The following is a 23,005-nucleotide window of genomic DNA, read 5'->3' on the forward strand; positions in this document are numbered from 1 at the left end:
CCGATGCGTAGGATGAGTCCGCGTCGAGCGAAGGAGCGAGAATGGCGGACGGTACCCGGAGCGCCGGAAGCACGCCGAGCACGACCGCGCCGAGCACGTCTGCCTTGGGCGGCCTCCGCGTCGCCGACTTCTCGCGAGTGCTCGCCGGGCCGTACGCGACCATGATGCTGGCCGACTTCGGCGCCGATGTGATCAAGATCGAGAGCCCCGACGGCGACGACACCCGCGGTTGGCGGCCACCGGTCGACGACGCGGGCGAATCCACCTACTTCGGCGCCGTCAACCGGAACAAGCGGTCCGTCGTCTGCGACCTCGGCACAGAGGGCGGCCTCGCCACCGCGCGCCGCCTGGCGGAGACGGCCGACATCGTGGTTGAGAACTTCCGACCGGGGGTCATGGAACGCTTCGGACTCGACGAGGCGGCCGTGCGCGCGGTGAACCCTCGGCTGGTCTACTGCTCGATCACCGGCTTCGGCCGCGACGCCGGTGCCGCCCTGCCCGGCTACGATCTCCTGGTGCAGGCGGTCGGCGGCCTGATGAGCATCACGGGCTCCCCCGACGGCGAGCCCAGCAAGGTCGGTGTCGCCCTCGTGGATGTGCTGACCGGGCTCAACGCGTTCTCCGGCATCCTGCTCGCCCTGCGGCAGCGCGAGGCGACCGGACGCGGCTCCCGGGTGGATGTCGACCTGCTGGGCTCGCTGCTCGCAGCGCTGACCAACCAGGCCTCGAGCACCCTCGCGACCGGTCGCTCCCCCGGCCGCCTCGGGAACGCACACCCGAGCATCGCCCCGTACGAACTCTTCCGTGCCGCGGACCGCGACCTGGTCGTCGCCGTGGGGAACGACCGGCAGTTCGCCGCATTCGCGAAGGCTCTCGGGCGTCCCGAACTGGCCGCCGACGTACGGTTCGCCACCAATGAGTCGCGGGTCGCGCACCGGACGGACCTCCGCGAGGCCCTCGAACCGTTGCTGGCCGGGAGCCCCGCTGCCGAGTGGGTCGCTGCGTTGACGGCGGAACGCGTGCCCGCCGGCCTCGTCAACGACGTCGCCGAGGCATTCGCCTTCGCGCAGACGCTCGGACTCGACCCGGTCGTCACGACCGGCGACCCTGCGTCGGGCCGCGTCTCGCGCCAGCCGGCCACGCCCATCCACCTGGACACGGCCCCCGCCGTGCACCGCACCCCGCCCCCGCTGCTCGGCGCGCACGACGCCCGCTTGGCCGATGAGACGCCCGAACCCCGCGAAAGGACCGACCGTGACGACGCTCGATGACGCGTTCAGCATCGACCACCTGCTCACCGACGAGGAGCGCGGCTGGCGCGACCGGGCGCGGACCTTCGCGACCGACCGCATCCGACCGGTGATCGAGCAGGACTTCGAGGACAAGCACTTCCGCCGCGAGTTCGTCGCCGAGCTGGGCGCGCTCGGGTTCCTCGGCATGCACCTCTCGGACACCGGATGCGCGGGAGCCGGTGCCGTCAGCTACGGCCTGGTCTGCCACGAGCTGGAGGCGGCGGACAGCGGTTGGCGCACCTTCATCTCGGTGCAGGGGTCGCTGGCGATGAGCGCGATCTCGAGGTTCGGCTCCGACGAGCAGAAGGCCGAATGGTTGCCGCCGATGGCGCGCGGCGAACGGATCGGCTGCTTCGCCCTCACCGAGCCGGAGGGCGGCAGCGACCCCGCCGCGATGCGCACCCGCGCCCGCCGCGACGGCGACGACTGGGTGATCAGTGGCACCAAGCGGTGGATCGGCCTCGCGACTCTCGCCGATGTCGCCGTGGTCTGGCGTCCACCGATGATGGTGTCCGCGGCTTCCTGGTGCCCACCGGGACGCCCGGCTTCACGGCGACCGCCATCGACGGCAAGCTCTCGATGCGCGCCTCCGTGCAGAGCGACATCCTGCTCGACGAGGTCCGTGTGCCCGCGTCGGCGCAGCTGCCCGGCGCACGGGGCCTCTCCGGCCCGTTCTCCTGCCTCAACGAAGCGCGCTACGGGATCGTCTGGGGCGCGATGGGCGCGGCCCGCGACTGCCTGGAGGTCTCCATCCAGCGCGCGACCACGCGTGAAGTGTTCGGACGCCCGATCGGCGCGAACCAGCTCATCCAGGGGAAGCTCGCCGACATGCTCGTCGAGTACGAGAAAGGGATGCTGCTGGCGCTGCACCTCGGCCGGCTGAAGGAGTCCGGGCGCCTGACCCCGACGCAGATCAGCGTCGGCAAGCTGAACAGCGTGCGCGAGGCGCTGGCGATCGCACGCGAGGCCCGGACCATCCTGGGCGGCGACGGCATCACCAGCGCGTTCCCGGTGATGCGCCACATGGCCAACCTGGAGTCGGTCCGCACCTACGAGGGAACCGACGAGATCCACACCCTCGTCCTCGGCCGCGCCCTCACCAACCTCCCGGCCTTCACCTGACCGAGTCCTCACGCCCCACCGTCGAGTACACACAAACTGCACGATTTCGAGCCGAAACCGTGCACTATTCGTGTACTCGACGGAGGGGGCTAGTTGGACTCAGGTGCTGATTTCGTCAGCAGAATGGGCAGAACGGTGCGGAATCGCTTGCCACGCCCCCCATCCGCTGACAGAATCGCTCCATGAGTACCCCTCGGGCAACGAACGGCCAGAAGGCAGCCACGATCGATGACGTCTCCAAGGCGATCATCGAGCAGTTGCAGGTGGACGGCCGCAAGTCGTATGCAGAGATCGGCAAGGCCGTCGGTCTCAGCGAGGCGGCTGTGCGCCAGCGCGTGCAGAAGCTGACCGAGTCGGGTGTGATGCAGATCGTGGCCGTGACCGACCCGATGCAGCTCGGCTTCTACCGGCAGGCGATGATCGGCGTGCGCTGCACGGGCGACACGCGTGCCGTGGCCGACAAGCTGGCGGCGATGCCGGACGTCGACTATGTGGTGCTGACAGCCGGCACCTTCGACATCCTCGCCGAGGTGGTGTGCGAGAACGACCTCGACCTCATCACGATGCTCAACTCCGAGATCCGGACGCTGGAGGGTGTCCTCTCCACCGAGACGTTCGTGTATCTGAAACTCCACAAACAGTTCTACAACTGGGGAACGCGATAACCATGACGACAACCGTAGAAACGTTCGGCGAACCGATCGCGGCCGAGGAGGCTGCGCTGCAGGCCAAAGCGCGCGACCACCTCTGGATGCATTTCGCACGCCAGTCCGTGATGGAAGACGGACAGGGCGTCCCGATCATCACCCGCGGCGAAGGTCACCACATCTGGGACTCGCACGGCAAGCGGTACATCGACGGTCTCTCCGGGCTCTTCGTCGTGAACGCGGGCCACGGCCGCAAGCGCCTCGCCGAGACGGCGGCAAAGCAGGCCGAGCAGCTCGCGTTCTTCCCGATCTGGTCGTACGCGCACCCCAACGCCATCGAACTGGCCGACCGGCTCGCGTCGTACGCTCCGGGCGACCTCAACCGCGTCTTCTTCTCCACGGGCGGCGGCGAGGCCGTCGAGACCGCGTTCAAGCTGGCCAAGTACTACTGGAAGCTCCAGGGCCGCCCCACCAAGCACAAGGTGCTCTCCCGTGCCGTCGCCTACCACGGCACCCCGCAGGGCGCGCTCGCGATCACGGGCATCCCGGCCATGAAGGAGATGTTCGAGCCGCTGGTACCCGGCGGGTTCCGCGTGCCGAACACGAACTTCTATCGGGCGGGCGAGATGGGCGCGCCGACCGACGACCTGGAGGCGTTCGGCGTCTGGGCGGCGAACCGCATCGAGGAGATGATCCAGTTCGAGGGTCCGGAGACCGTCGCGGCGATCTTCCTCGAGCCGGTCCAGAATTCGGGCGGCTGCTTCCCGCCTCCCCCCGGCTACTTCCAGCGCGTCCGCGAGATCTGCGACAAGTACGACGTGCTCATGGTCAGCGACGAAGTGATCTGCGCCTTCGGCCGCATCGGCCACATGTTCGCGTGCGACCAGTACGGCTACGTGCCCGACATGATCACCTGCGCGAAGGGCATGACGAGCGGCTACTCGCCGATCGGCGCGACCATCATCAGCGACAAGATCTACGAGCCGTTCAAGCACGGCAACACGTCGTTCTATCACGGCTACACGTTCGGCGGTCACCCGGTGTCGGCGGCGGTGGCCCTCGACAACCTCGACATCTTCGAGGAGGAGCGGCTCAACGAGCGGGTCCGTGAGAACTCGCCGCTGTTCCGTGCCGAGCTGGAGAAGCTGCTCGACCTGCCGATCGTCGGCGACGTGCGCGGAGACGGCTACTTCTTCGGAATCGAGCTGGTCAAGGACAAGAACACCAAGGAGACCTTCGACGACGACGAGTCGGAGCGCCTGCTCCGCGGTTTCCTGTCGAAGGCCCTGTTCGATGCCGGCCTCTACTGCCGTGCCGACGACCGCGGTGACCCCGTGGTGCAGCTCGCCCCGCCGCTCACCATCGGGCCGGACGAGTTCGTCGAGATCCGGCAGATTCTGGAGTCGGTGCTGACGGAGGCGTCGAACCACCTGTAGACCCCCACAGGGCGAGTCCGGGACCGCTCGAGCAAGCCCGGACTTCGTCCGTGACTCCCGCGAGGAGCGCGTATGGACTACCGCGAGGTCGGCTTCTGGTTCGACTCCATCGCCGAGCAGGAGGACGGCTTCCGCCCTCGCCCGGGTCTGGACTCCGACATCGACGCCGACGTTGCTATCGTCGGCGCCGGTCTGACCGGGCTGTGGACCGCGTACTACCTGCTGGAGCGCGACCCCGGCCTGCGCATCGTGCTGCTGGAAAAGGAGGTGGCCGGTTTCGGCGCCTCCGGTCGCAACGGCGGCTGGTGCTCGTCGCTGTTTCCGTGGTCGGCGACCAAGCTGGAGAAGCGGTACGGGTTCGAGGCGGCGGTGGCCATGCGTCGCGCCATGGTCGGCACGGTGGATGAGGTCGGCCGCGTCGCCGAGGCCGAAGGCATCGAGATCGACTACGCCCGCGGCGGGACGGTCACCTTCGCCCGGTCGAAACCGCAGCTGGAGGCCGCCCTGGCCGAGTTCGAAGAGTCGGAGCGCTTCGGCGTCGACCAGGTCTCGCTGTGGGGCACGGAGACCGTGGGCGGTCGCTTCGGTGCACCGGATGCGGTGGCCGCGACCTTCACGCCGGCCTGCGCGCGCATCCACCCGGCAAAGCTCGTGCGCGGGCTCGCCCGCGTCGTGGAGCGGCGCGGAGCGACCATCGTCGAACGCACCGAGGTGCTGTCCTGGGAGGGCGGGACCGTGCAGGTGCGCTCCGGCGGCTCGCGACGCACGGTCCGCGCCGGCATCGTGGTGAACGCCACCGAAGGCTACGGCTCGCAGCTCCCGCAGGTCGGCCGCCGCATCCTGCCGCTCTACTCGCTGATGATCGCGACGGAGCCGCTGCCGGACGCCACCTGGGAGCGGATCGGCATCGAGCACGGCCAGACGTTCACCGACTTCCGCAACCTCATCGTCTACGGGCAGCGGACCGCCGACAACCGGTTCGCGTTCGGCGGCCGCGGGGCGCGCTACCACCTCGGCAGTGCCATCCGCCCGGCGTACGACCGGTCGACGCGCGTGCGCGAGCACCTCGTGCGTACCCTGTTCGACCTGTTCCCGGATGCGGCCGGCGCGCGGATCACGCACCACTGGGGCGGACCGCTCGGCGTCCCGCGCGACTGGCACGCGGCCGTCGGCTACGACCGGGACGCGCGGGAAGCCTGGGCCGGCGGCTACGTCGGCGACGGGCTCAGCACCACGAACCTCGCCGCGCGGACGCTCGCGGACCTGCTGACCGACTCCCGGACCGACCTCACGGCACTCCCCTGGGTCGGCCACCGCTCGCCGCGCTGGGAGCCGGAGCCGCTGCGCTTCGCCGGAGCCAACGCGGGCCTCGTCGCGATGGAGTCCGCCGACCTGGAGGAGTCCGTCACCCGTCGCCCGTCCCTCGTCTCCCGCGCCCTCGGCCCCCTGATCGGCCACTGACTCCGCTCGCCGACTTCCCACCGTCGAGCCGCGAATGGCAGGACACTGTCCCGACGCCATCGGAGTCGGAGGAGTTCTCAGCACAACCAGCCCCTGTCTCCTCCGTTCCGCGTTCCCGGTCGGCGTGTCCGTCTCAATCGCCTCCGGCCTCCGACGCTGTGGAGTCGACACGGGTTCCAGACCACCCCCGATCACCACCGTTCCCGCCCTGTCCGGCATGCACAGGAAAGGGAGGAACCGAGGCCCAAGCAGGCCCTAACGCGCGAAAGGGAGGATGTTCCAGCCGAAATGGCCGGCAACATCCTCCCTATGCGAGAGAGGGGGGGTCAGGCCTGGGCGAGCACAGCCTGCAGCTCGAGGGTGATGGTGACCTCGTCGCCGAGCAGCATGCCGCCGGTCTCGAGCGTGGCGTTGTAGGTGAGGCCGAAGTCCTCGCGGTTGATCTTCGTCTTCGCGGTGGCGCCGGCCTTGTAGTTGCCGTACGGGTCCTGTCCGAAGCCGCCGAAGTCGAAATCGAACGTGACCGGCTTGGTGATGCCCTTGATCGTCAGGTCGCCGTCGACGAGGAAGTCGCCGCCCTCGTTGCGAACGCCGGTCGACACGAAGTCGATGGTCGGGTGCTCCTCGGCGAGGAAGAAGTCGCCGGTGCGGAGGTGGGCGTCGCGGTTCTTGTCCTTGGTGTTGATCGACTCCACGTGCGCCTTGGCGGTGACCTTCGAGTCGAGCGGGTTCTCGGCGGTGACGAAGGTCGCGTCGAAGTTCTCGAACACGCCCTTCACCTTGCTGATCATCAGGTGGCGGATGCTGAAGCCGACCTCGGAGTGAGTGGGGTCGATGGTCCAGGTGCCTGCCTTGTAACCGGGGATCTCGATGGTCATGGCTGTCTCCTTCAGGAAGTCGCGCGCCCGGTGGTCCGTCCACAGGCGTCGAGTACATGCAAGCGCATCGATCTCCGGTCTATTCCGGAAATCCCAAAAAAAGTTGACGCGTCACTCTTTCGGTGCGAGCGAGTGGCGCAGCCGCAGCAGCTCGAGTGCCGCGGCATCGATCTGCGCCATCGGAATCCGCCCGTTCTGCACCGCCGTGACGACGGCGTCGATCAGGGCATTCGGGTCGCTTCCTGTCGGGATGACGTCCAGCACCATCGTGTTGCCTGCGGCGATCGCCTGGACAGCGTTCTCTCCAGGGTCCTGGTACTGCGGCAGGCCGGTGTCCTGCAGCATCCGCAGGTCGTCGGTGATGCTGACGCCCCGGAACCCGAGTTCGTCGGTGAGGATGCGGTGCCAGGCGGCCGACAGCGACGCCGGCGCCGCATCCACCTGCGTGTACGAGAGGTGCCCGAACATCACGAACTCCGCGCCCGCGTCGATTCCCGCCCGGAACGGCGGCGCGTCGCGTGTCGACCAGTCGGGCTTCGTGACGGCAGTGGAGGGGACGGCATGATGCGAGTCCGCTTCGCTCTCGCCGTGGCCGGGGAAGTGCTTCAGCGTGCTGAGCACCGTTCCGCGCTCGCCGGTGACGGAGGCGGCGACCCGTGCCGCTGCACCCTGCGCCTCGGTGCCGAGCACGCGGTCGGCGATGAACGAGTCCTGGTCGGTCGTCACGTCCGCTACCGTGCCGAAGTTGACCGAGATCCCGGCGTCGCGCAGCAGCGTCGCGCGCCGCGCGAACGCCGCCTGTGTGGCGGACGGGTCCAGGGAGCGGAGCGTCGGCGCGCCCGGCTGGTCGTCCCAGGGCAGCCGGGTGACGTCGCCGCCCTCCTCATCCACTCCGATCAACGGAGGCAGCGCCGGGTCCGAAGCCTTCAGCGCTGCCGTCTGCGCGGCGAGCTCCGCGGGCGACGCCGGGATGTTGTCACCCATCAGGATCACGCCGCCGAGCCCGTAGCGGTCCACGAAGCCGCGGAGCGCCGCAGGGTCGGTGCCCGGGACGTGCAGCATGAACAGGCCTGCCACCTTCTGGCGGAGCGTCTGGTTCGCCAGGCGCTGCCGCGCGTACGCCTCCACCGGGTCGACCGTGGGAGTCGGGCCCGGGGCGCCAGAGGCCGACGCGGTCGCGGACGCAGTGGCCGACGAGCGTGCACCAGTCGCGGCGGCCACACAACCGCTCAGGACCCCCGACAGCAGCAGGGTCACCGAGAGCGCCACGGCCGCCACCGCGGCGGTCCGGCGTCGGGCTGCACGCATCCTTCGATGGTAACCCAGCGGCTCCATCCCGGCTCTGCCGCCGGGATACGATGACGGGCATGGCGAAGAAGGTGGTCTCCCTCCTGCTCGCCAGCCATCCCGGTCCCACGGTCGTGGTCACCGTCATCGTGACGGGTCTCGGCATCGGCCTCGGCTATCCGCCCGGCCGTCTCGCCGTCCTGGCGGTCGCCGTGCTGCTCGGCCAGTTGTCGATCGGCTGGAGCAACGACTGGCTGGATGCGGCACGTGACCGCGAGGTGCACCGCAGCGACAAACCCGCAGCGCGGGGCGACGTCTCCATTGCAGCCGTGCGCCTCGCTGCCTTCCTCGCGGTGGCTGCCGCCGTTCTCGTCACCCTTTTCCTCGGCTGGGGCGCTCTCGCTGCGCACATCGTCGTCATCGCGGGCGGATGGGCATATAACCTCGGGCTCAAGGCGACCGCCTACTCCTGGGTGCCGTTCGCCGTGTCGTTCGGCACGCTGCCCGCCATCGCGACGCTCGGCCAGGAGCAGCCGGCGCTCCCCCAGTGGTGGGTGTACGCCGCAGGCGCACTGCTCGGCGTCGCAGCCCACGTGACGAACGTGCTCCCCGACCTCGACGACGACGCCCGCACCGGGATCCGCGGGATGCCCCACCGGCTCGGCGCGCGCGTCAGCGGCCTGCTGGCGTTCACCGCCCTCGCCGTGGCGACCCTGCTGATCACCTTCGGCCCCGGACTGCCGGTCCGTCCGGTGCTCATCGTCGGGCTGGTGATCGGTCTGGCCGCCGCCGTCACCGGCGTGGTCCTGCTGCTCCGGCGCAGCCCGACCCGGCTGCTGATGCAGTTGATCATGACCTGCGCCATCGTCGACGTGGTGATGCTCGCTCTCGCGGGTCAGTCCGTGACGGTCTGAACCTTGGCCGCCGCCGGCTCGTGGTTCCGGATCCCGATCGCCGACACGACGCCGCCGACCAGCAGCAGCAGGGCCGCCGCGATCATCGCCCGGTGGAGGCCCGCCTCGTCGAGCGTCCCGCCGATGATCATGCCCGCCGCGGCGACCGCGAGCAGCCCGGCGATCCGGGAGACGGCGTTGTTGACCGCCGACCCGATGCCCGCCTGCTCCGGGTGGATGGCGCCCAGGATCGCACTGGTGAGCGGAGCCACCGTGATCGACAGCCCCACACCGAACAGCAGGACGGCCGGAAGCAGCATCGTCCAGTAGTTCACCGTGTCCCCCACCATCAGCAGCCACGTGAACCCGGCCGCCGCGACGATCGGGCCGACCGCCATGAACAACCGTGGACCGTAACGCCCGGCGAGGCCGCCGAAGAAGCCGGACAGCAGCAGCATGCACAGCGTCGACGGGATGAACACGAAGCCGGCCGCGATCGCCGAGAACCCGACGACCTGCTGCAGGTACAGCGTGATGATGAGCGGCCCGAAGGCGAGCGCCGCGTACACGAAGAAGGTGGCGATGTTGCCCACCCAGAAATTGTGCACGCTGAAGAGGCCAAGCGGGAGCATCGGCTGCTTCACCCGGGTCTCGACGATGAAGAACGCGGCAAGGCTGAGGAGGCCGATGAGCAGCGGGATCCAGACCCGAGGGCTCGTCCAGCCGAAGGTGCCCTGCTCGATCAAGGCGAAGACGGTCCCCGCGAGGCCGACCGACCCGAGGATGGCGCCTGCGATGTCGATGCGTCCGCCCATCCCCTTGTCCGTGTCGCGGAGGGTCGCCATGATGAAGAGCGTGATGGCGATCGGGATGACGTTGATCACGAACACCCACCGCCAGCCGAGGGTGTCGACGAAAAGTCCGCCGACGACGGGTCCGGCGATCATGGCGATACCGGTCCAGGCCGTCCAGCGGCCGATCGCCTTCGCCTGCGCGGGACCGTCGAAGCGGGAGATGATGATCGCGAGCGAGCTGGGCACCAGCAGTGCGCCGGCGACACCCTGCAGGGCGCGCGCGAGCACGAGGAAGATCCCGCTCGGGGCGAATGCGCAGAGCAGCGACGTCACGCCGAAGCCGATCAGGCCGGCGTACAGCACGCGCTTCCGGCCGAACACATCCGACAGCGACCCGGCGATCAGGATGAGCGAGCCGAGCGTGACAAGGTAGGCGTCGACCACCCACTGCTGCAGTGGAAGGCCGCCGCCCAGGTCGCGGGAGATCGCCGGGAGCGCGACATTGATCACCGCCCCGTCGAGGAACGCGACGAAACTGGACAGGATCGCGATGAGGAGCACTCTGAGCTGGAGCGACGTCATCCGCTCGATCCGCACGTTGGACATGTCCTCATTCAACGTGTTCGCAGCGGGTCATGGCAACTGCACCGACCCGGTGTCGCCGAACGGCGGCGCGTACCAGCGACCGGCTAGTCGTTGCCCTTGGTGCAGGTCTGCTGAGCGGCCGTCTGCCCGGTGATCGTCGACGGCAATTCGACCGCGGAGCCGGGCGTACCTGTGGTGCCCGGAGTGGCGCCCGGAGCCGGTGTGCCGGTCGCGACCGGGGACGGCTGGCCGCCCGCATCCGGAGCCGGTGACGCCGTCGCGGTGGGATCCTCAGCGGCGCGCCCGGTGGACCCGGTCAGCTTGATCGGCTGGTCGTTCACGAGGGCTTGGTCAAGCGCATCCGCCGCCGACTCCTGCGGCACGACACGGTTCGGGTCGTCTGGATCGGAGACGGCCGGGTACTGAACGAAGACCATGTTGTCGAGCCCGGTGTCCTTCAGAGCGAGCGCGATCTGCACCAGCGTCGTCGGGTTGGTGAGCGTTTCGGACGGCGTGATGTTGTTCACCGCCGCCTTCGCCAGGCCGTACAGCTGCACCGGGTTCGACAGCACGCCGCCGCCGACCACCTTGCGCGCGAGTGCGGAGAGGAAGACCTGCTGGTTGGAGATGCGGCCCAGGTCGCTGCCGTCGCCGACGCCGTGGCGGCTGCGCAGGAAGGAGAGCGCCACGTCCCCGACGATGGTGTTCTCGCCCGCCGGGAGGTCGAGCGGCGGGTTCGTATAGTCGTCGGTGACGGGACTCGCCAGGCAGACGGTGACGCCGCCGACCGCCGTGGACATCGCGCTGACGCCGTTGAAGTTGATCACTGCGGCGAACGGGATGGTCAACCCGGTCATCTTGGACACCGTCGCCACCACGCAGTTCAGCCCGCCGCGCGACAGCGCCGTGTTGAACTGCGCGTACGAGCTGCCGTCGACGGTGCCGCCCTTGGGGTCCGGGCAATCCGGGATGGCGACCATCAGGTCGCGCGGGAAGCTCACCACGGTCATGCTCTTGTGGTCCTGCGCGATGTGCAGCAGCATCGTCACGTCGTTGTTGCCGGCGCCGCTGCTCGCATCCTGCTCGTCCGCACTGCTGTACACGCCACCCAGGTCGCTGCGGCTGTCCGTGCCGGCCAGCAGCAGGTTCACCCCGCCGGGCAGCGCGGAGACGTTCGGGATGTCCTGCGGGATCGCCGACTGTCCCGGCGCCGCCTGCAGGTGCACGCCCGTCTTGATCGAGCGCGCCACATCCCACACCGCATACGCCGCCACCGAACCGACGCTCACGAAGACGATCACCACGGCTGCGGCGAGCAGCTTGACCGCGGCGACGCCTCCGCGGCGCCTGGGGAGGCGGCCGTGTCGCACGCCCTCCGGTCCGCGGGCGCGCTGATGACGGCGCGGCAGATCGGTCATCGGCATCCCTCGGTCGTCAGTCGTTGTGGAAAAGCCTAGTCGCCCACGCTAGCGACGGGCTGCGAGGCCCACACCGCGACTGAGTGCCCTCTCACGAGAGTGCCGCCCGTGAGGCGCATCTGCGCTCGATCGGAGCGTCTGCGCCCGCTCGCCGCGCCGCGGATGTTCCGAATGGGCGCAGACACCGTCGAGTACCGTGATCCGTGCAACGGAACGGCCGAGAAATGGTGGATCTGAGGGGACTCGAACCCCTGACCCCCTGCATGCCATGCAGGTGCGCTACCAGCTGCGCCACAGACCCAGATCGTGATCGGGAGGGCCTCTCGGACCTCCCGGAACAACTCATTCAGACTACTACATCGCGACCGTCAGAAAAAACTGAGGCTGCCTCGCATCAGTCGAAGAGTTCGCTCAGCCAGTTCTCGCGCTTCTTCTTGTACGGACGCTCGCCCGACGAGTGCTCGCGGTACTGCTGCTCGCGGTACTGCGGCTCCGCGAACGGGCGCGGCGCAGCGTGGGTGACAGGAGCCGGGGTCGAAGCGACGGATCCTGCACGGTCGACGATCTTGTCCAGTTCGCCGCGGTCGAGCCAGACTCCTCGACACTCCGGGCAGTAGTCGATCTCGATGCCATTGCGCTCGCTCATCACGAGAGTTGCGTTGTCGGTGGGACATTTCATGTGGCCATCCAACCGGCCCAACATGAGAGACCTCTCAGGCGAACCCGCAAGATGGCTGGGAGCCCGCGCCGGCGCCGCGCTACTCGGCTGCCTCGTGGACGGGCAGTTCGATGGGGACGACGGGGCAGTCCTTCCAGAGGCGCTCGAGCGCGTAGTACATGCGGTCCTCCTCGTGGAAGACGTGCACGACGAGGTCGCCGAAGTCGAGCAGCACCCACCGGCCTTCCGACTTGCCCTCGCGGCGCAGCGTCTTGACGCCGGCCTCGTTGAGCTTGTCCTCGACCTCCGAAGCGATCGCCAGGACGTTGCGCTCGACCCGGCCGCTGGCCAGGAGGAACACGTCCGTCAGGGGCAGCGGTCCGGAGACGTCGAGGGCGACCAGATCTTGGCCCCCCTTGGAGTCGGCGGCCGCGGCCGCCAGCTGAAGAATGTCCCGGGCGTGCTGGGATGCGGTCACAGGCGGTCCTCCGGACGCTGTCGTTGCGAGGGTGTCGCGAGAGTAGTGGATGCGGACGCGCGGATGATCAGAACACCTTCAGGACGTAGGCGGCGACGAGCAACCCGATTACGCCGACGGCGAGAACACCCGCGGTGACCATGAGGACCACGGGGAGCATGTTGCCGCGCTTCTTGGGCGGCGCGATGACGCCGCGGGTCGAGGTGTGCGTGCTGATGGCGCGGGAGGCGCGCACCGGCTGGACCTCGGACGTGTTGAACTCGTTCTCCTCCGCGTCGAGCATGCGGTCGATATCGGACGAGTCGATGTGGTCGGGGTGCGCGCCCGTTGCGCCCATCCCGCGGGGCAGGTCGATGGAGCCTGTGACCAGGATCTCCCCAGTACTGGTCAGCGGGGCGCTCGAATCAGGCTGCGGGATCACAGGCAGGATCAGCGCGTTGGTCGTCGTCGCGGCGGTCGACTGGCCGACGTTGCGGGTGGTGATCGGCTCGTTCTGGTCCTCCAGCTCAGCGGCGGTGGACCAGTGACCGGTCGGCGGGGTGAAGGGGCGGCGCTCCTGCGCGGATGTGTCCTCCGGGGAGTCGACCGTGGCAGGCACGGCGGGGGCCGGAGCGGGGGTGTCCGCCTTCTGAGCGGGCTGCGAGCCGAACGCGGCGAACGGAGAGGCGACGCTCTGCGTCACCGTGGTCTCCGACTGCCCGGAGCGGGATGCCACGGGTGCAGAAGTCGGGGTCAGCGGCGCGAACGGCCAGGCGGACTTCTCGCTGGTGCGGGAGGAATCGTCGGCTTCGATGGACGCGGCGTCGACAGGCGCGGCGGCGGCAGCGGGGGCGCTCTCGTCGTCGGTCGTCGCCTGCTGGTCGGACTCCGGACCCGAGGTGAAGGCGACCGGGAATACCGGCTCGCCGACCGTCGCGGGGTGGCTCGCCTGACCGTTGGCGGCCTGAGCCTGGAGCATGGCGCGGAGTTCGCGGCGAGTCAGAGTCCGCTCCGGCGCTGGGGTCGCGGTCGGAGGAACAGACGGCGGCGCATCTGACGTCGGTGGCTGCAGAATCGCCATGGGCTGGGTGACCGGCTCCGGGCGCGAGTGGTCCGGCGCCTGGCGGAACAGCTCGAAGGCATCGCCCGACGGAGCCGATACCCCGGGCTCGGCGAACGCGCTGGCCGGGATCGCGGGAGGCTGTTCAGCGTCGGGGGTCGCGTCGGCCTCTGTACCTTCAGCTGCACCCGTGGCGGCGGGCTCGTCGTTCGGCGCGTTGTTGACCGCTGCGGCCGATTCCGTCTCGGGCTCGACTGCGTCCTGGCGTGGTGGCGCACTCGTGGTCATCTCGGGGATCTGGCCGGCAGGAGTCGGTTCGGCAGTGCCCGCGCGGCGCGAGCGCTCGAACTCCCTCGCCTGTCGCCGCGTCTGCGCCTGCGGCTGGCCCGTCGGCGGCTGTTCAGGCCACGATGTCATGCCACGCTCCGATACAGATGGTGTTTGGAGATGTACTGAACGACCCCATCGGGCACCAGGTACCAGACCGGGAATCCCCTGCTCACCCGGCTCCGGCAATCGGTCGACGAGATCGCCAGGGCCGGAACTTCCAACAAGCTTACGTCTTGCTCCGGTAATCCAGAAATACTCAAGTCGTGTCCCGGGCGACTCACAGCCACGAAATGGGCGAGCTCCCAGAGCTCGGCGACATCGCGCCAACTGAGGATCTGGGCGATCGCGTCCGCTCCGGTGATGAAGAACAGCTCGGCGTCCGGTCGCTCTTCGTGGAGGTCGCGCAACGTGTCGATCGTGAAGGTGGGACCCTCACGGTCGACGTCGACCCGGCTGACCGTGAATCGCGGGTTGGATGCCGTGGCGATGACGGTCATCAGGTACCGGTGTTCCGCCTCGGTGACCGGTCCCTTCTGCCAGGGCTGACCGGTCGGCACGAAGATAACCTCATCGAGGCCGAACGACTGCGCCACTTCGCTGGCAGCGACCAGGTGGCCGTGGTGGATGGGGTCGAAGGTGCCGCCCATCACGCCGATCCGCGGCCGGCCCGTCTCCGTCAGCTCCATGCCGGGAGTGGCTCAGTGCCCCTGAGTCGGGTGGCCGGTGCCGTGGTGCGTCGCGCCAGGGGCGCCGGCGTGCGCTGCGGCGTCGGGGGCGGAGCGATGGCTGTGCCGGTTGGCGACATCCTTGAAGCTCCAGACGACGAAGGCCAGAGAGATGAAGATCGCGATGGCAATGGCGCCGAACGCCCACGTGGGCATCGGCAGTTCGACGTGGGTCTCCGCCTCAGCGAGGACGGTCGTCAGGAATGACATCGTGTGTGATCCTTTCTCCGGGCCTGCGGCCCGCCTTCGAGTCTAGTGGTCGCTTACGCCCGGACCTGGCCGGACCCGCGGACGATCCATTTCGTGCTGGTGAGCTCCGGCAGTCCCATCGGCCCGCGGGCGTGCAGCTTCTGAGTCGAGATGCCGACCTCCGCTCCGAAGCCGAACTCTCCGCCGTCGGTGAACCGGGTGGAGGCGTTCACCATCACCACGGCGGAGTCGACCTCGGCGAGGAAGCGCTCCGCGTTCTCCAGATCGCTCGTGACGATCGACTCGGTGTGCTGGGTGGAGTAGCGGCGGATGTGCTCGATCGCCTCGTCGAGGTCGTCGACCACCTTCACCGAGAGGTCGAGGCTCATGTGCTCTGTCGCGTAGTCGTCCTCGGTGACAGGTACAGCGTCCGGCGCGTAGGGCAGCGCCCGCTCATCGGCGTGGATGGTGACGCCGGCGTCGCGGAGCGCGCCCAGGACCGGTGGGAGCAGGCGCTCGGCCGCCCCGCTGTGCACGAGGAGCGTCTCGACCGCGTTGCAGACGCTCGGGCGCTGGACCTTAGAGTTGCGGACGATGTCGACCGCCCAGTCTTCACGTGCCGACTCGTCGAGCACGACGTGCACCACGCCTGCACCGGTCTCGATGACGGGGACCGTGGACTGCGTGACCACCGTCTGGATCAGCTCGGCGCTCCCCCGCGGGATCAGCACGTCGACGAAGCCGCGTGCCGTCATCAGCTCCGCGGCGCCCTCGCGGCCGAAGTCGTCGATGGTCTGCACGGCGTGGGCGGGCAGACCTGCCGCCGCCAGGGCCTCCTGGATGACCCGCACCAGGACGCGGTTCGTCTCGATGGCCGCGCTACCGCCGCGCAGAACCGCGGCGTTGCCGCTCTTGATCGCGAGCGCCGCGATGTCGATGGTCACGTTGGGTCGCGCCTCGTAGATCGCACCGACCACGCCGAACGGCACCCGGACCTGTGTGATCTTCACGCCGTTGGGAAGCGCGCTGCCGCGCACCGCCTGCCCGACCGGATCGGTGAGGGCGACCACCTCGAGCACCGCGTCGGCGAGGCCCTGCAGCCGCGCCGGGCTCAGCGTCAGCCGGTCGAGCAGACCCGTCGAGAGCGAATTCTCGCGCCCGTTCGCGAGGTCGAGCTCGTTGGCCGCCAGCACGTCGGCGGACGCCGCGAGCACCCCCTCCGCGATGCCGCGCAGGGCCCGGTTCTTCTGATCGGTGGTGGCCGTCGCCAGCGCGCGCGACGCCGTCTTCGCGGCGGCGAGCCGCTCCTGCAGCGAGAGCGTTGCGGTGGGTGCCGCGTGGGTGATCGAGGACATGCGTCGATTCTAGAACGCGGCAGCGTCCGAGGTGACCGGGTCTGCCGAACCTGTGGAGAGCATGCTGCTGGGGACGGATGCGGTGGATGCGGTGGTCGGCGCCGGTGCGAACCACGTTCCGACCTGCTCCCCGCGCAGAGCGCTCGACACGAGCGACGTCGCGGTCAGCACCACCGCGGTCCCCCGCTCGGCGGCCTGCCGTGCCGCGGAGACCTTGGTCACCGCTCCCCCGCTGCCGACGCCCGATAGCCCGGTGGAGCCGATCTCGACCCCCGCGAGCTCGTCGTCCCAGCCGACGTGCTCGATCCGCTCGGCCCCGGGCTCGTGCGGGGGCCGGGTGTACAGCGCATCCACGTCCGAGAGGAGCACCAGCAGGTCCGCGTCGACCAGCGACGCCACCAGCGCGGCCAGCCGGTCGTTGTCGCCGAACCGGATCTCGTGGGTCGCCACCGTGTCGTTCTCGTTCACGATCGGCAGGATGCGCAGGTCGAGGAGTCGCTCCATCGCGCGCTGCGCGTTGGTCCGGTGGGTCGGGTTCTCCATGTCGCCCGCGGTGAGCAGGACCTGACCGGCCACGATGTCGTAGCGGTCGAGGCTGTCCTGGTAGCGGTAGATCAGGACGTTCTGGCCGACGGCGGCCGCCGCCTGCTGGGTCGCGAGATCCGTCGGACGCTCCGACAGGGAGAGGTACGGGATGCCCGTCGCGATGGCTCCGGAGGAGACCAGGATGACCTGCGTGCCCCGGCCGTGGGCCTCGGCCAGCGCATCCACCAGCGGCGCGATCTGTCCCGCATTATCTCCGCTGATCGACGAAGAGCCGACCTTGACGACGATGCGCCGGGCGGACGGGATCTGACTGCGCTCGTCGATGGTCATCGCTCGGTGCTCTCCTCGTCTCCGCCGGCCGCGTCGGCCGCAGCCACGTTGTCGTCGTAGCTGTCGTCCTGCCAGAGCCCGGCCGCGCGCTCCCGCAGGAGCTCCTCGCGGGCCGCGGCCTTGGCGTCCATCCGCTCGAAGTAGTCCTCGCGTCGCTGATTGCGGGTGGGTCGGTGGTTGCCGTCGAGGCGCGTGTCGGTGCCGCGGGGCGCGGTGATCAGCTCGGCGGTCGACGTCAGCGTGGGCTCCCAGTCGAAGACCACGCCGTTGTTCCGGCCGATCACGACGGTGGAACCCGCGACAGCGCCCGCGCGGACCAGCTGGTCTTCGACGCCCAGCTTCGCCAGCCGGTCGGCCAGGTAGCCGACGGCCTCGTCGTTGGAGAAGTCGGTCTGCGCGACCCAGCGCTCGGGCTTCGCACCGAGGATGCGGTAGAGCGGACCATCCGTGCCGCCCTCGACCTTGACGACGAAACCGGAGTCGTCGACGGCCTTCGGGCGGATGACGATGCGCGGCCGTGCCGCCTCGAGCTCCGCTTGCGTCGTGCGGGCCTGCTCCACGACCTCCGCCAGTGCGAACGACAGCGGCCGGAGCCCCTCGTGGCTGACGGTCGAGATCTCGAAGACGCGGTAGCCGCGGCGCTCGAGCTCCGGGCGGACGAAGTCGGCGAGCTCGCGCGCCTCCGGGACGTCGATCTTGTTGAGTGCGACGAGCTGCGGACGCTCGAGAAGAGGCGTCTGCCCCTCCGGCACCGGATAGGCGCCCAGCTCGGCGAGGATGACGTCGAGGTCGCTGAGTGGGTCGCGTCCGGGCTCGAGGGTGGCGCAGTCGAGAACGTGCAGCAGCGCGGAGCAGCGCTCGACGTGACGGAGGAACTCGAGGCCCAGGCCTCGTCCTTCGCTCGCGCCCTCGATGAGGCCGGGGACGTCCGCGACCGTGTAGCGCACGTCGCCCGCCTGCACGACACCCAGGTTCGGGTGCAGCGTCGTGAACGGGTAGTCGGCGATCTTCGGCTTCGCGGAGGACATCGCGGCGATCAGGCTGGACTTTCCGGCCGACGGATAACCGACGAGCGCGATGTCGGCGACCGTCTTCAGTTCGAGGAGGACGTCGGCCTCCTCGCCGGGTGTCCCCAGAAGGGCGAAGCCGGGGGCCTTGCGCTTCGGGTTCGAGAGCGCGGCGTTACCGAGCCCGCCGATGCCGCCGGCGGCGACGACGAAGCGCATCCCTGCCTCGTTCAGGTCGACCAACTCGACGCCGTCGGCGTCTTTGACGACGGTGCCGATCGGGACCGGAAGCTCGAGGTCTTCACCGGTGTGGCCGCTGCGGTGGTCGCCCATCCCGAAGCCGCCGTTGTCGCTGGAGCGGTGGGGTGCGCGGTGGTAGCCGAGCAGGGTCGTGACCTGCGGGTCGGCGACCAGGACGATGTCTCCGCCGTTGCCGCCGTTGCCGCCGTCGGGCCCGGCGAGGGGCTTGAACTTCTCACGACGGACCGAGACGCACCCATTGCCGCCGTTGCCGGCGCGCAGATGCAACGTCACGCGATCAACGAACGTCGCCATGGTGTTCTCCTAGATGCTGCTGTTGAGACTGTTGAGCCTGCTGAAACGGCGGATGGGCGGGCCGAAGCCCGCCCATCCGGAAGTGCTGCTCGTGGTCGAGGCTCAGACCTCGGCGGCCACGATGTTGACGACCTTGCGGCCGCCCTTGTTGCCGAACTCGACCGCACCGGCGGCGAGGGCGAAGAGGGTGTCGTCGCCGCCACGGCCGACGTTCACGCCGGGGTGGAAGTGGGTGCCGCGCTGGCGGACCAGGATCTCACCCGCGTTGACGGTCTGGCCGCCGAAGCGCTTCACGCCGAGGCGCTGAGCGTTGGAGTCGCGGCCGTTGCGAGTGGAGCTCGCTCCCTTTTTGTGTGCCATGGTGTCTTCTCCTCGAGTCTCTGGGCTACGCCGTCGGCTACTTGATGCCGGTGATCTTGACGCGCGTGAGCTCCTGACGGTGCCCCTGGCGCTTCTTGTAGCCGGTCTTGTTCTTGAACTTCTGGATGTGGATCTTGGGGCCGCGGAGGTCCTCCAGGATCTCGGCGGTCACGACGACCTTGGCGAGAGACTCGGCGTCGGAGGTGATCTTGGAACCATCGACGAGCAGAACCGGCGCGAGCTCGACCTTGCCGTCCTTGCGGGTCTTGATACGGTCCATCGTCACGATGGTTCCGACCTCGACCTTCTCCTGCCGGCCACCGGCGCGCACAACTGCGTAAACCACTTGTCAGTACCTTTTCGTCGGGGAACAGCTCCCGGCGCCGCCGTGGACCTGGTCCTGCTGTTCAACTGTTCTGGAAATAACTGGCGAGTCCCGCCGGATGCTGATGCAGCCGGCCGCTCTCAGAAAACCATGATGGCGGCCAGGCCAGCCAACATACGGCCACGCCCGACACACACCAACGGTCAACTTTACCCGACAGCCCGGACACCGTCAATTCGGGACCGCGCGGTTCCGTCGGCGGAACCGGTTCCTAGAATCATTGTATGACGGTCCTGATCGATCCCCCGGCATGGCCCGCACACGGCATGTTGTGGTCGCACCTGGTCAGCGACGCGTCGCTCGACGAGCTGCACGACTTCGCCGCCGCGAACGGCATCCAGCGCAGAGCTTTCGACCTCGACCATTACGACGTGCCGGACAGGCGTCACGACGAGCTGGTCGCGGCCGGCGCGCATCCCGTCTCCGGGCATGAGCTCGTCAGGCGGCTGATCGCCAGCGGCCTGCGGGTGCCCGCCCGCGACCGCACCACCGGCCACTGACGACCATCGCGCGAGCCATGGGACGCAACACGCCGTTCACCGTGAAGGTGAACGGCGTGTCTCGTCCCATCGATGACTAGTCGGACGAGGGCGCGAGCTCTCCGCCTGCGATGACCGTCGTGCTGGCACGGCGGCTGCGACTGCGGCCCTGACCCGGCTCCTTGGGCTGCGGAAGCGCATCCAGGACCGAATCGAGCAGCAGCTCCGCGTCGCGCGGCAGGGGGCGCGCCGAAGCGGGGACCTCGGCCGGCTCGGGCAGGGGGATCAGCGGAACGACTGACTCGGCGGCGTCGTCCGCACCACTGGCGTCGGCGGGAGCCGGGGCGTCCGCCACCGAGGATGCCTCGGTCTCCGTCGGCTCGACAGCGGCCTGCTGACGGTCGGCGCCGCCCTTGCCCTTGCGGCGGCGCTTCTTGGTCGCCGTCACATCGGTCGCGGTCACCTCGCTGACCCGGATCTCGGAGACCTCCGCCTGCTGCGGCTCGGTCTTCGCCTCGTCCTCGTGGTGGTGGATGGTCGAGGCGGCGATCTGGGCCAGCGCGTTCTTCGCGTCGTCCGTGATGGCATGCGTGCCGCCGTGGGCGACGCCGTTCGCCGGAACACCCGAACCGCCGTTGCTGTTGCCGTTGCCGGGCCCGGTGCTGCCACCGCGACCGCGACGGCGCTCGTTCGGTTGCTGCTGTCCCTGCGGCGCGCGGTGCTTCACCACCGGGTCGTGGTGCACGACGACACCGCGACCGGCGCAGACCTCGCAGGCCTCGCTGAAGGTCTCCAGCAGGCCGAGCCCCAGCTTCTTACGCGTCATCTGGACGAGGCCGAGCGAGGTGACCTCGGCCACCTGGTGCTTCGTGCGGTCGCGGCTCAGGCACTCCACCAGACGGCGCAGGACCAGGTCGCGGTTCGTCTCGAGAACCATGTCGATGAAGTCGACGACGATGATGCCGCCGATGTCGCGGAGACGCAGCTGGCGGACGATCTCCTCCGCGGCCTCCAGGTTGTTCTTGGTGACGGTCTCTTCGAGGTTGCCGCCGGTGCCGACGAATTTGCCGGTGTTGACGTCGACGACCGTCATCGCCTCGGTGCGGTCGATGACGAGCGAGCCGCCAGAGGGCAGCCACACCTTGCGCTCCAGGGCCTTCTCGATCTGCTCCGTGATGCGGAACTCGTCGAACGCGTCACGCTCGCCGGTGTACGGCTCGACGCGGTCGAGGAGGTCGGGGGCGACCTGGCGCAGGTAGTTCTCGATGGTCTGGCGCGCGTCATCCCCCGCGATCACGAGCTTCTGGAAGTCCTCGTTGAAGACGTCGCGGATGATCTTGATCAGGAGGTCGGGCTCACTGTGCAGAAGGGCGGGAGCCTGCTGCGACTCGACCCGGCTGCTGATGTCGGCCCACTGCGCGGTGAGGCGGTTGACGTCGAGCGTCAGCTGCTCCTCGGTCGCGCCCTCGGCGGCCGTGCGCACGATCACGCCGGCACTCTCCGGGAGCACCTCCTTGAGGATCTTCTTCAGGCGTGAGCGCTCGGTGTCCGGCAGCTTGCGGCTGATGCCGTTCATGGAGCCGTTGGGCACGTAGACGAGGTAGCGGCCGGGCAGCGAGATCTGGCTGGTCAGCCGGGCGCCCTTGTGGCCGACCGGATCCTTGGTGACCTGAACCAGGACGCGGTCGCCGGCCTTCAGGGCCAGCTCGATACGGCGAGGCTGGTTGCCGGTCTCCACCGCATCCCAGTCGACCTCGCCCGAGTAGAGCACCGCATTGCGGCCGCGGCCGATGTCGACGAACGCGGCCTCCATGCTCGGCAGCACGTTCTGCACGCGGCCGAGGTAGACGTTGCCGATGAGCGACGCCTCCTGCGAGCGGGCGACGTAGTGCTCGACGAGCACCTTGTCCTCCAGCACTCCGATCTGAATGCGACCGGCCTTCGAGCGGACGATCATCTGCCGGTCGACGGACTCGCGGCGGGCGAGGAACTCGGCCTCGGTGATGACCGGGCGGCGGCGGCCGGCATCCCGACCATCGCGGCGGCGCTGCTTCTTCGCCTCCAGCCGGGTGGAACCCTTGACCTTCTGCGGCTCGGTGATCAGCTCGGGCTCGCGCGGCTCGCGGGGCGTGCGCACCTTGACCACGGTGTTGGCCGGGTCGTTGGCGCCCTCACGGCCGGTCTCGCCGGCGCGGCGGCGGGAACGGCGGCGGACACCACTGGTGGGCTCCTCGTCGCCCTCCGCGAGCGGAGGAAGCGGCAAGACGTCGGGCGCCTGGAAGAGCAGCGTCGTCGGCGGGAGGCCCGGGGCTGCCGCAGCGGCCGGGGCATCCGGCTCGCCGTGCTTCTCCGGGAGCGCGGGCGGCTCATGCCCGGCGGATCCGGCCGAGGCCGGGGCGATGGCCTCGGATGCCACCACGTCGGCTGCGGCCGCTGCGGCCGCCTCGGGATCCGCCTCGGCATCCGCCACGGCGGGCGCCTGCTGGCTCTCAGCCTGTTCAGCTTCCGCGGCAGGGTCGCTCGGCGCGGCGGCCACGTACTCCTGGTCCGGTCCGGCGGAAGCATCGGCGAATGCCGACGGTGCTTTCCTCACCACGCGTCGCGTGCCGAAGAGGCCCTTGCGCTTCCGTCCTCCCGTCTCCGTGTCGTTGTTGTCCGTGTTGTCGATGTTCTCGTTATCCACCATCGCTGGTGCACTCCTCGACCGGCGCGGTTCCCCGCTCACCGGGTACTCTCCGTCGGGAGGCGGCGCGTGC

21 protein-coding genes, 1 tRNA gene and 1 pseudogene are annotated in these 23,005 nt (G+C 69.3%); 7 read left to right on the plus strand and 16 right to left on the minus strand.

Annotated features, from left to right (window positions below; all coding sequences use genetic code 11):
- The first annotated feature begins 41 nt into the window (after positions 1–41).
- The 5 genes and pseudogenes from AB4079_RS11095 (at position 42) to AB4079_RS11115 (ending at position 5,958) form a co-directional block, all read left to right on the plus strand.
- Positions 42–1,271: a CaiB/BaiF CoA transferase family protein gene (locus tag AB4079_RS11095; RefSeq protein WP_441787349.1), complete on the plus strand. Its 1,230-nt coding sequence runs from the start codon at positions 42–44 to the stop codon at positions 1,269–1,271.
- Positions 1,222–2,414: pseudogene (locus AB4079_RS11100) on the plus strand (acyl-CoA dehydrogenase family protein). Before AB4079_RS11095 ends, AB4079_RS11100 begins: the two are co-directional and overlap by 50 nt.
- 182 nt (positions 2,415–2,596) lie before the next feature.
- Positions 2,597–3,079 (plus strand): Lrp/AsnC family transcriptional regulator, encoded by a 483-nt coding sequence (locus AB4079_RS11105; RefSeq protein WP_310129075.1) that lies wholly within the window; start codon positions 2,597–2,599, stop codon positions 3,077–3,079.
- Between the two features lie 2 nt (positions 3,080–3,081).
- The gene (locus AB4079_RS11110; protein ID WP_441787350.1) at positions 3,082–4,497 is read left to right on the plus strand and encodes an aspartate aminotransferase family protein; all 1,416 of its coding nucleotides are present in this window, start codon (positions 3,082–3,084) and stop codon (positions 4,495–4,497) included.
- 72 nt (positions 4,498–4,569) lie between these two features.
- Positions 4,570–5,958: an NAD(P)/FAD-dependent oxidoreductase gene (locus tag AB4079_RS11115; protein ID WP_441787351.1), complete on the plus strand. Its 1,389-nt coding sequence runs from the start codon at positions 4,570–4,572 to the stop codon at positions 5,956–5,958.
- A gap of 326 nt (positions 5,959–6,284) precedes the next feature.
- Here AB4079_RS11115 and AB4079_RS11120 read toward each other — a convergent pair whose 3' ends face one another.
- Positions 6,285–6,836, minus strand: coding sequence for a YceI family protein (locus tag AB4079_RS11120; protein ID WP_441787352.1), 552 nt, complete (start codon positions 6,834–6,836; stop codon positions 6,285–6,287).
- Between the two features lie 111 nt (positions 6,837–6,947).
- The gene (locus AB4079_RS11125; protein WP_441787353.1) at positions 6,948–8,144 is read right to left on the minus strand and encodes a glycoside hydrolase family 3 N-terminal domain-containing protein; all 1,197 of its coding nucleotides are present in this window, start codon (positions 8,142–8,144) and stop codon (positions 6,948–6,950) included.
- 59 nt (positions 8,145–8,203) lie between these two features.
- Between AB4079_RS11125 and AB4079_RS11130 the strand changes: the two genes are divergently transcribed.
- On the plus strand, positions 8,204–9,037 hold the full coding sequence (locus AB4079_RS11130) for a UbiA family prenyltransferase (RefSeq protein ID WP_441787354.1): 834 nt from the start codon (positions 8,204–8,206) through the stop codon (positions 9,035–9,037).
- On the opposite strand, the gene AB4079_RS11135 is transcribed toward AB4079_RS11130, so the two are convergent.
- The 13 genes from AB4079_RS11135 to rplU all read right to left on the minus strand — a co-directional run bounded on the left by AB4079_RS11135 (position 9,019) and on the right by rplU (position 19,731).
- Entirely contained in the window at positions 9,019–10,416 is a 1,398-nt protein-coding gene (locus AB4079_RS11135) for an MFS transporter (protein WP_441787355.1), read from the minus strand. The genes AB4079_RS11130 and AB4079_RS11135 overlap by 19 nt on opposite strands.
- Positions 10,417–10,499: 83 nt before the next feature.
- Positions 10,500–11,813, minus strand: coding sequence for an LCP family glycopolymer transferase (locus AB4079_RS11140; RefSeq protein ID WP_441787356.1), 1,314 nt, complete (start codon positions 11,811–11,813; stop codon positions 10,500–10,502).
- A 225-nt stretch (positions 11,814–12,038) separates the two neighbouring features.
- Positions 12,039–12,114: transfer RNA gene (locus tag AB4079_RS11145), tRNA-Ala, on the minus strand.
- A gap of 93 nt (positions 12,115–12,207) precedes the next feature.
- Positions 12,208–12,492 (minus strand): zf-TFIIB domain-containing protein, encoded by a 285-nt coding sequence (locus tag AB4079_RS11150; RefSeq protein WP_441787357.1) that lies wholly within the window; start codon positions 12,490–12,492, stop codon positions 12,208–12,210.
- A 79-nt stretch (positions 12,493–12,571) separates the two neighbouring features.
- Positions 12,572–12,949 carry a ribosome silencing factor gene (gene rsfS, locus AB4079_RS11155; RefSeq protein WP_441787358.1) on the minus strand — a complete coding sequence of 126 codons (378 nt, stop codon included), beginning with the start codon at positions 12,947–12,949 and terminating at the stop codon, positions 12,572–12,574.
- A 67-nt stretch (positions 12,950–13,016) separates the two neighbouring features.
- On the minus strand, positions 13,017–14,405 hold the full coding sequence (locus tag AB4079_RS11160; protein ID WP_441787359.1) for a hypothetical protein: 1,389 nt from the start codon (positions 14,403–14,405) through the stop codon (positions 13,017–13,019).
- Positions 14,402–15,004: a nicotinate-nucleotide adenylyltransferase gene (gene nadD, locus AB4079_RS11165; protein ID WP_441787360.1), complete on the minus strand. Its 603-nt coding sequence runs from the start codon at positions 15,002–15,004 to the stop codon at positions 14,402–14,404. Before nadD ends, AB4079_RS11160 begins: the two co-directional genes overlap by 4 nt.
- A gap of 12 nt (positions 15,005–15,016) precedes the next feature.
- A complete protein-coding gene (locus AB4079_RS11170) occupies positions 15,017–15,253 on the minus strand; it encodes a hypothetical protein (protein ID WP_441787361.1) in 237 nt (78 codons plus the stop codon).
- 53 nt (positions 15,254–15,306) lie between these two features.
- Entirely contained in the window at positions 15,307–16,587 is a 1,281-nt protein-coding gene (locus tag AB4079_RS11175; RefSeq protein ID WP_441787362.1) for a glutamate-5-semialdehyde dehydrogenase, read from the minus strand.
- A 9-nt stretch (positions 16,588–16,596) separates the two neighbouring features.
- Positions 16,597–17,463 carry a glutamate 5-kinase gene (gene proB / locus AB4079_RS11180; RefSeq protein WP_441787363.1) on the minus strand — a complete coding sequence of 289 codons (867 nt, stop codon included), beginning with the start codon at positions 17,461–17,463 and terminating at the stop codon, positions 16,597–16,599.
- Positions 17,460–19,025, minus strand: coding sequence for a GTPase ObgE (gene obgE, locus AB4079_RS11185; RefSeq protein ID WP_441787364.1), 1,566 nt, complete (start codon positions 19,023–19,025; stop codon positions 17,460–17,462). Before obgE ends, proB begins: the two co-directional genes overlap by 4 nt.
- A gap of 102 nt (positions 19,026–19,127) precedes the next feature.
- Entirely contained in the window at positions 19,128–19,385 is a 258-nt protein-coding gene (gene rpmA, locus AB4079_RS11190; protein ID WP_314149437.1) for a 50S ribosomal protein L27, read from the minus strand.
- 37 nt (positions 19,386–19,422) lie between these two features.
- A complete protein-coding gene (gene rplU, locus AB4079_RS11195) occupies positions 19,423–19,731 on the minus strand; it encodes a 50S ribosomal protein L21 (protein WP_441787365.1) in 309 nt (102 codons plus the stop codon).
- A 263-nt stretch (positions 19,732–19,994) separates the two neighbouring features.
- On the opposite strand from rplU, the gene AB4079_RS11200 reads away from it, so the two are divergent.
- Positions 19,995–20,270 carry a DUF4031 domain-containing protein gene (locus tag AB4079_RS11200; protein ID WP_441787366.1) on the plus strand — a complete coding sequence of 92 codons (276 nt, stop codon included), beginning with the start codon at positions 19,995–19,997 and terminating at the stop codon, positions 20,268–20,270.
- 76 nt (positions 20,271–20,346) lie between these two features.
- Here the strand turns inward: AB4079_RS11200 and AB4079_RS11205 are convergent, their stop codons facing one another.
- Positions 20,347–22,935: an Rne/Rng family ribonuclease gene (locus AB4079_RS11205; RefSeq protein ID WP_441787367.1), complete on the minus strand. Its 2,589-nt coding sequence runs from the start codon at positions 22,933–22,935 to the stop codon at positions 20,347–20,349.
- Positions 22,936–23,005: the final 70 nt, after the last annotated feature.

Origin of the sequence: Leifsonia sp. 2MCAF36 (assembly GCF_052115525.1) — a bacterium.
GTDB lineage: Bacteria > Actinomycetota > Actinomycetes > Actinomycetales > Microbacteriaceae > Leifsonia.

Excerpts from the sequence above, each read along its gene's own strand:
- AB4079_RS11150 (WP_441787357.1), bottom strand. The coding sequence starts at position 12,492 with ATGAAATGTCCCACCGACAACGCAACTCTCGTGATGAGCGAGCGCAAT.
- AB4079_RS11110 (WP_441787350.1), top strand. The coding sequence starts at position 3,082 with ATGACGACAACCGTAGAAACGTTCGGCGAACCGATCGCGGCCGAGGAG.
- AB4079_RS11160 (WP_441787359.1), bottom strand. The coding sequence starts at position 14,405 with ATGACATCGTGGCCTGAACAGCCGCCGACGGGCCAGCCGCAGGCGCAG.
- nadD (WP_441787360.1), bottom strand. The coding sequence starts at position 15,004 with ATGGAGCTGACGGAGACGGGCCGGCCGCGGATCGGCGTGATGGGCGGC.
- AB4079_RS11115 (WP_441787351.1), top strand. The coding sequence starts at position 4,570 with ATGGACTACCGCGAGGTCGGCTTCTGGTTCGACTCCATCGCCGAGCAG.
- rpmA (WP_314149437.1), bottom strand. The coding sequence starts at position 19,385 with ATGGCACACAAAAAGGGAGCGAGCTCCACTCGCAACGGCCGCGACTCC.
- AB4079_RS11170 (WP_441787361.1), bottom strand. The coding sequence starts at position 15,253 with ATGTCATTCCTGACGACCGTCCTCGCTGAGGCGGAGACCCACGTCGAA.
- AB4079_RS11095 (WP_441787349.1), top strand. The coding sequence starts at position 42 with ATGGCGGACGGTACCCGGAGCGCCGGAAGCACGCCGAGCACGACCGCG.
- AB4079_RS11200 (WP_441787366.1), top strand. The coding sequence starts at position 19,995 with ATGACGGTCCTGATCGATCCCCCGGCATGGCCCGCACACGGCATGTTG.
- AB4079_RS11140 (WP_441787356.1), bottom strand. The coding sequence starts at position 11,813 with ATGACCGATCTGCCGCGCCGTCATCAGCGCGCCCGCGGACCGGAGGGC.
- AB4079_RS11130 (WP_441787354.1), top strand. The coding sequence starts at position 8,204 with ATGGCGAAGAAGGTGGTCTCCCTCCTGCTCGCCAGCCATCCCGGTCCC.
- AB4079_RS11135 (WP_441787355.1), bottom strand. The coding sequence starts at position 10,416 with ATGTCCAACGTGCGGATCGAGCGGATGACGTCGCTCCAGCTCAGAGTG.
- AB4079_RS11205 (WP_441787367.1), bottom strand. The coding sequence starts at position 22,935 with ATGGTGGATAACGAGAACATCGACAACACGGACAACAACGACACGGAG.
- AB4079_RS11125 (WP_441787353.1), bottom strand. The coding sequence starts at position 8,144 with ATGCGTGCAGCCCGACGCCGGACCGCCGCGGTGGCGGCCGTGGCGCTC.
- obgE (WP_441787364.1), bottom strand. The coding sequence starts at position 19,025 with ATGGCGACGTTCGTTGATCGCGTGACGTTGCATCTGCGCGCCGGCAAC.
- AB4079_RS11120 (WP_441787352.1), bottom strand. The coding sequence starts at position 6,836 with ATGACCATCGAGATCCCCGGTTACAAGGCAGGCACCTGGACCATCGAC.
- proB (WP_441787363.1), bottom strand. The coding sequence starts at position 17,463 with ATGACCATCGACGAGCGCAGTCAGATCCCGTCCGCCCGGCGCATCGTC.
- AB4079_RS11105 (WP_310129075.1), top strand. The coding sequence starts at position 2,597 with ATGAGTACCCCTCGGGCAACGAACGGCCAGAAGGCAGCCACGATCGAT.
- AB4079_RS11175 (WP_441787362.1), bottom strand. The coding sequence starts at position 16,587 with ATGTCCTCGATCACCCACGCGGCACCCACCGCAACGCTCTCGCTGCAG.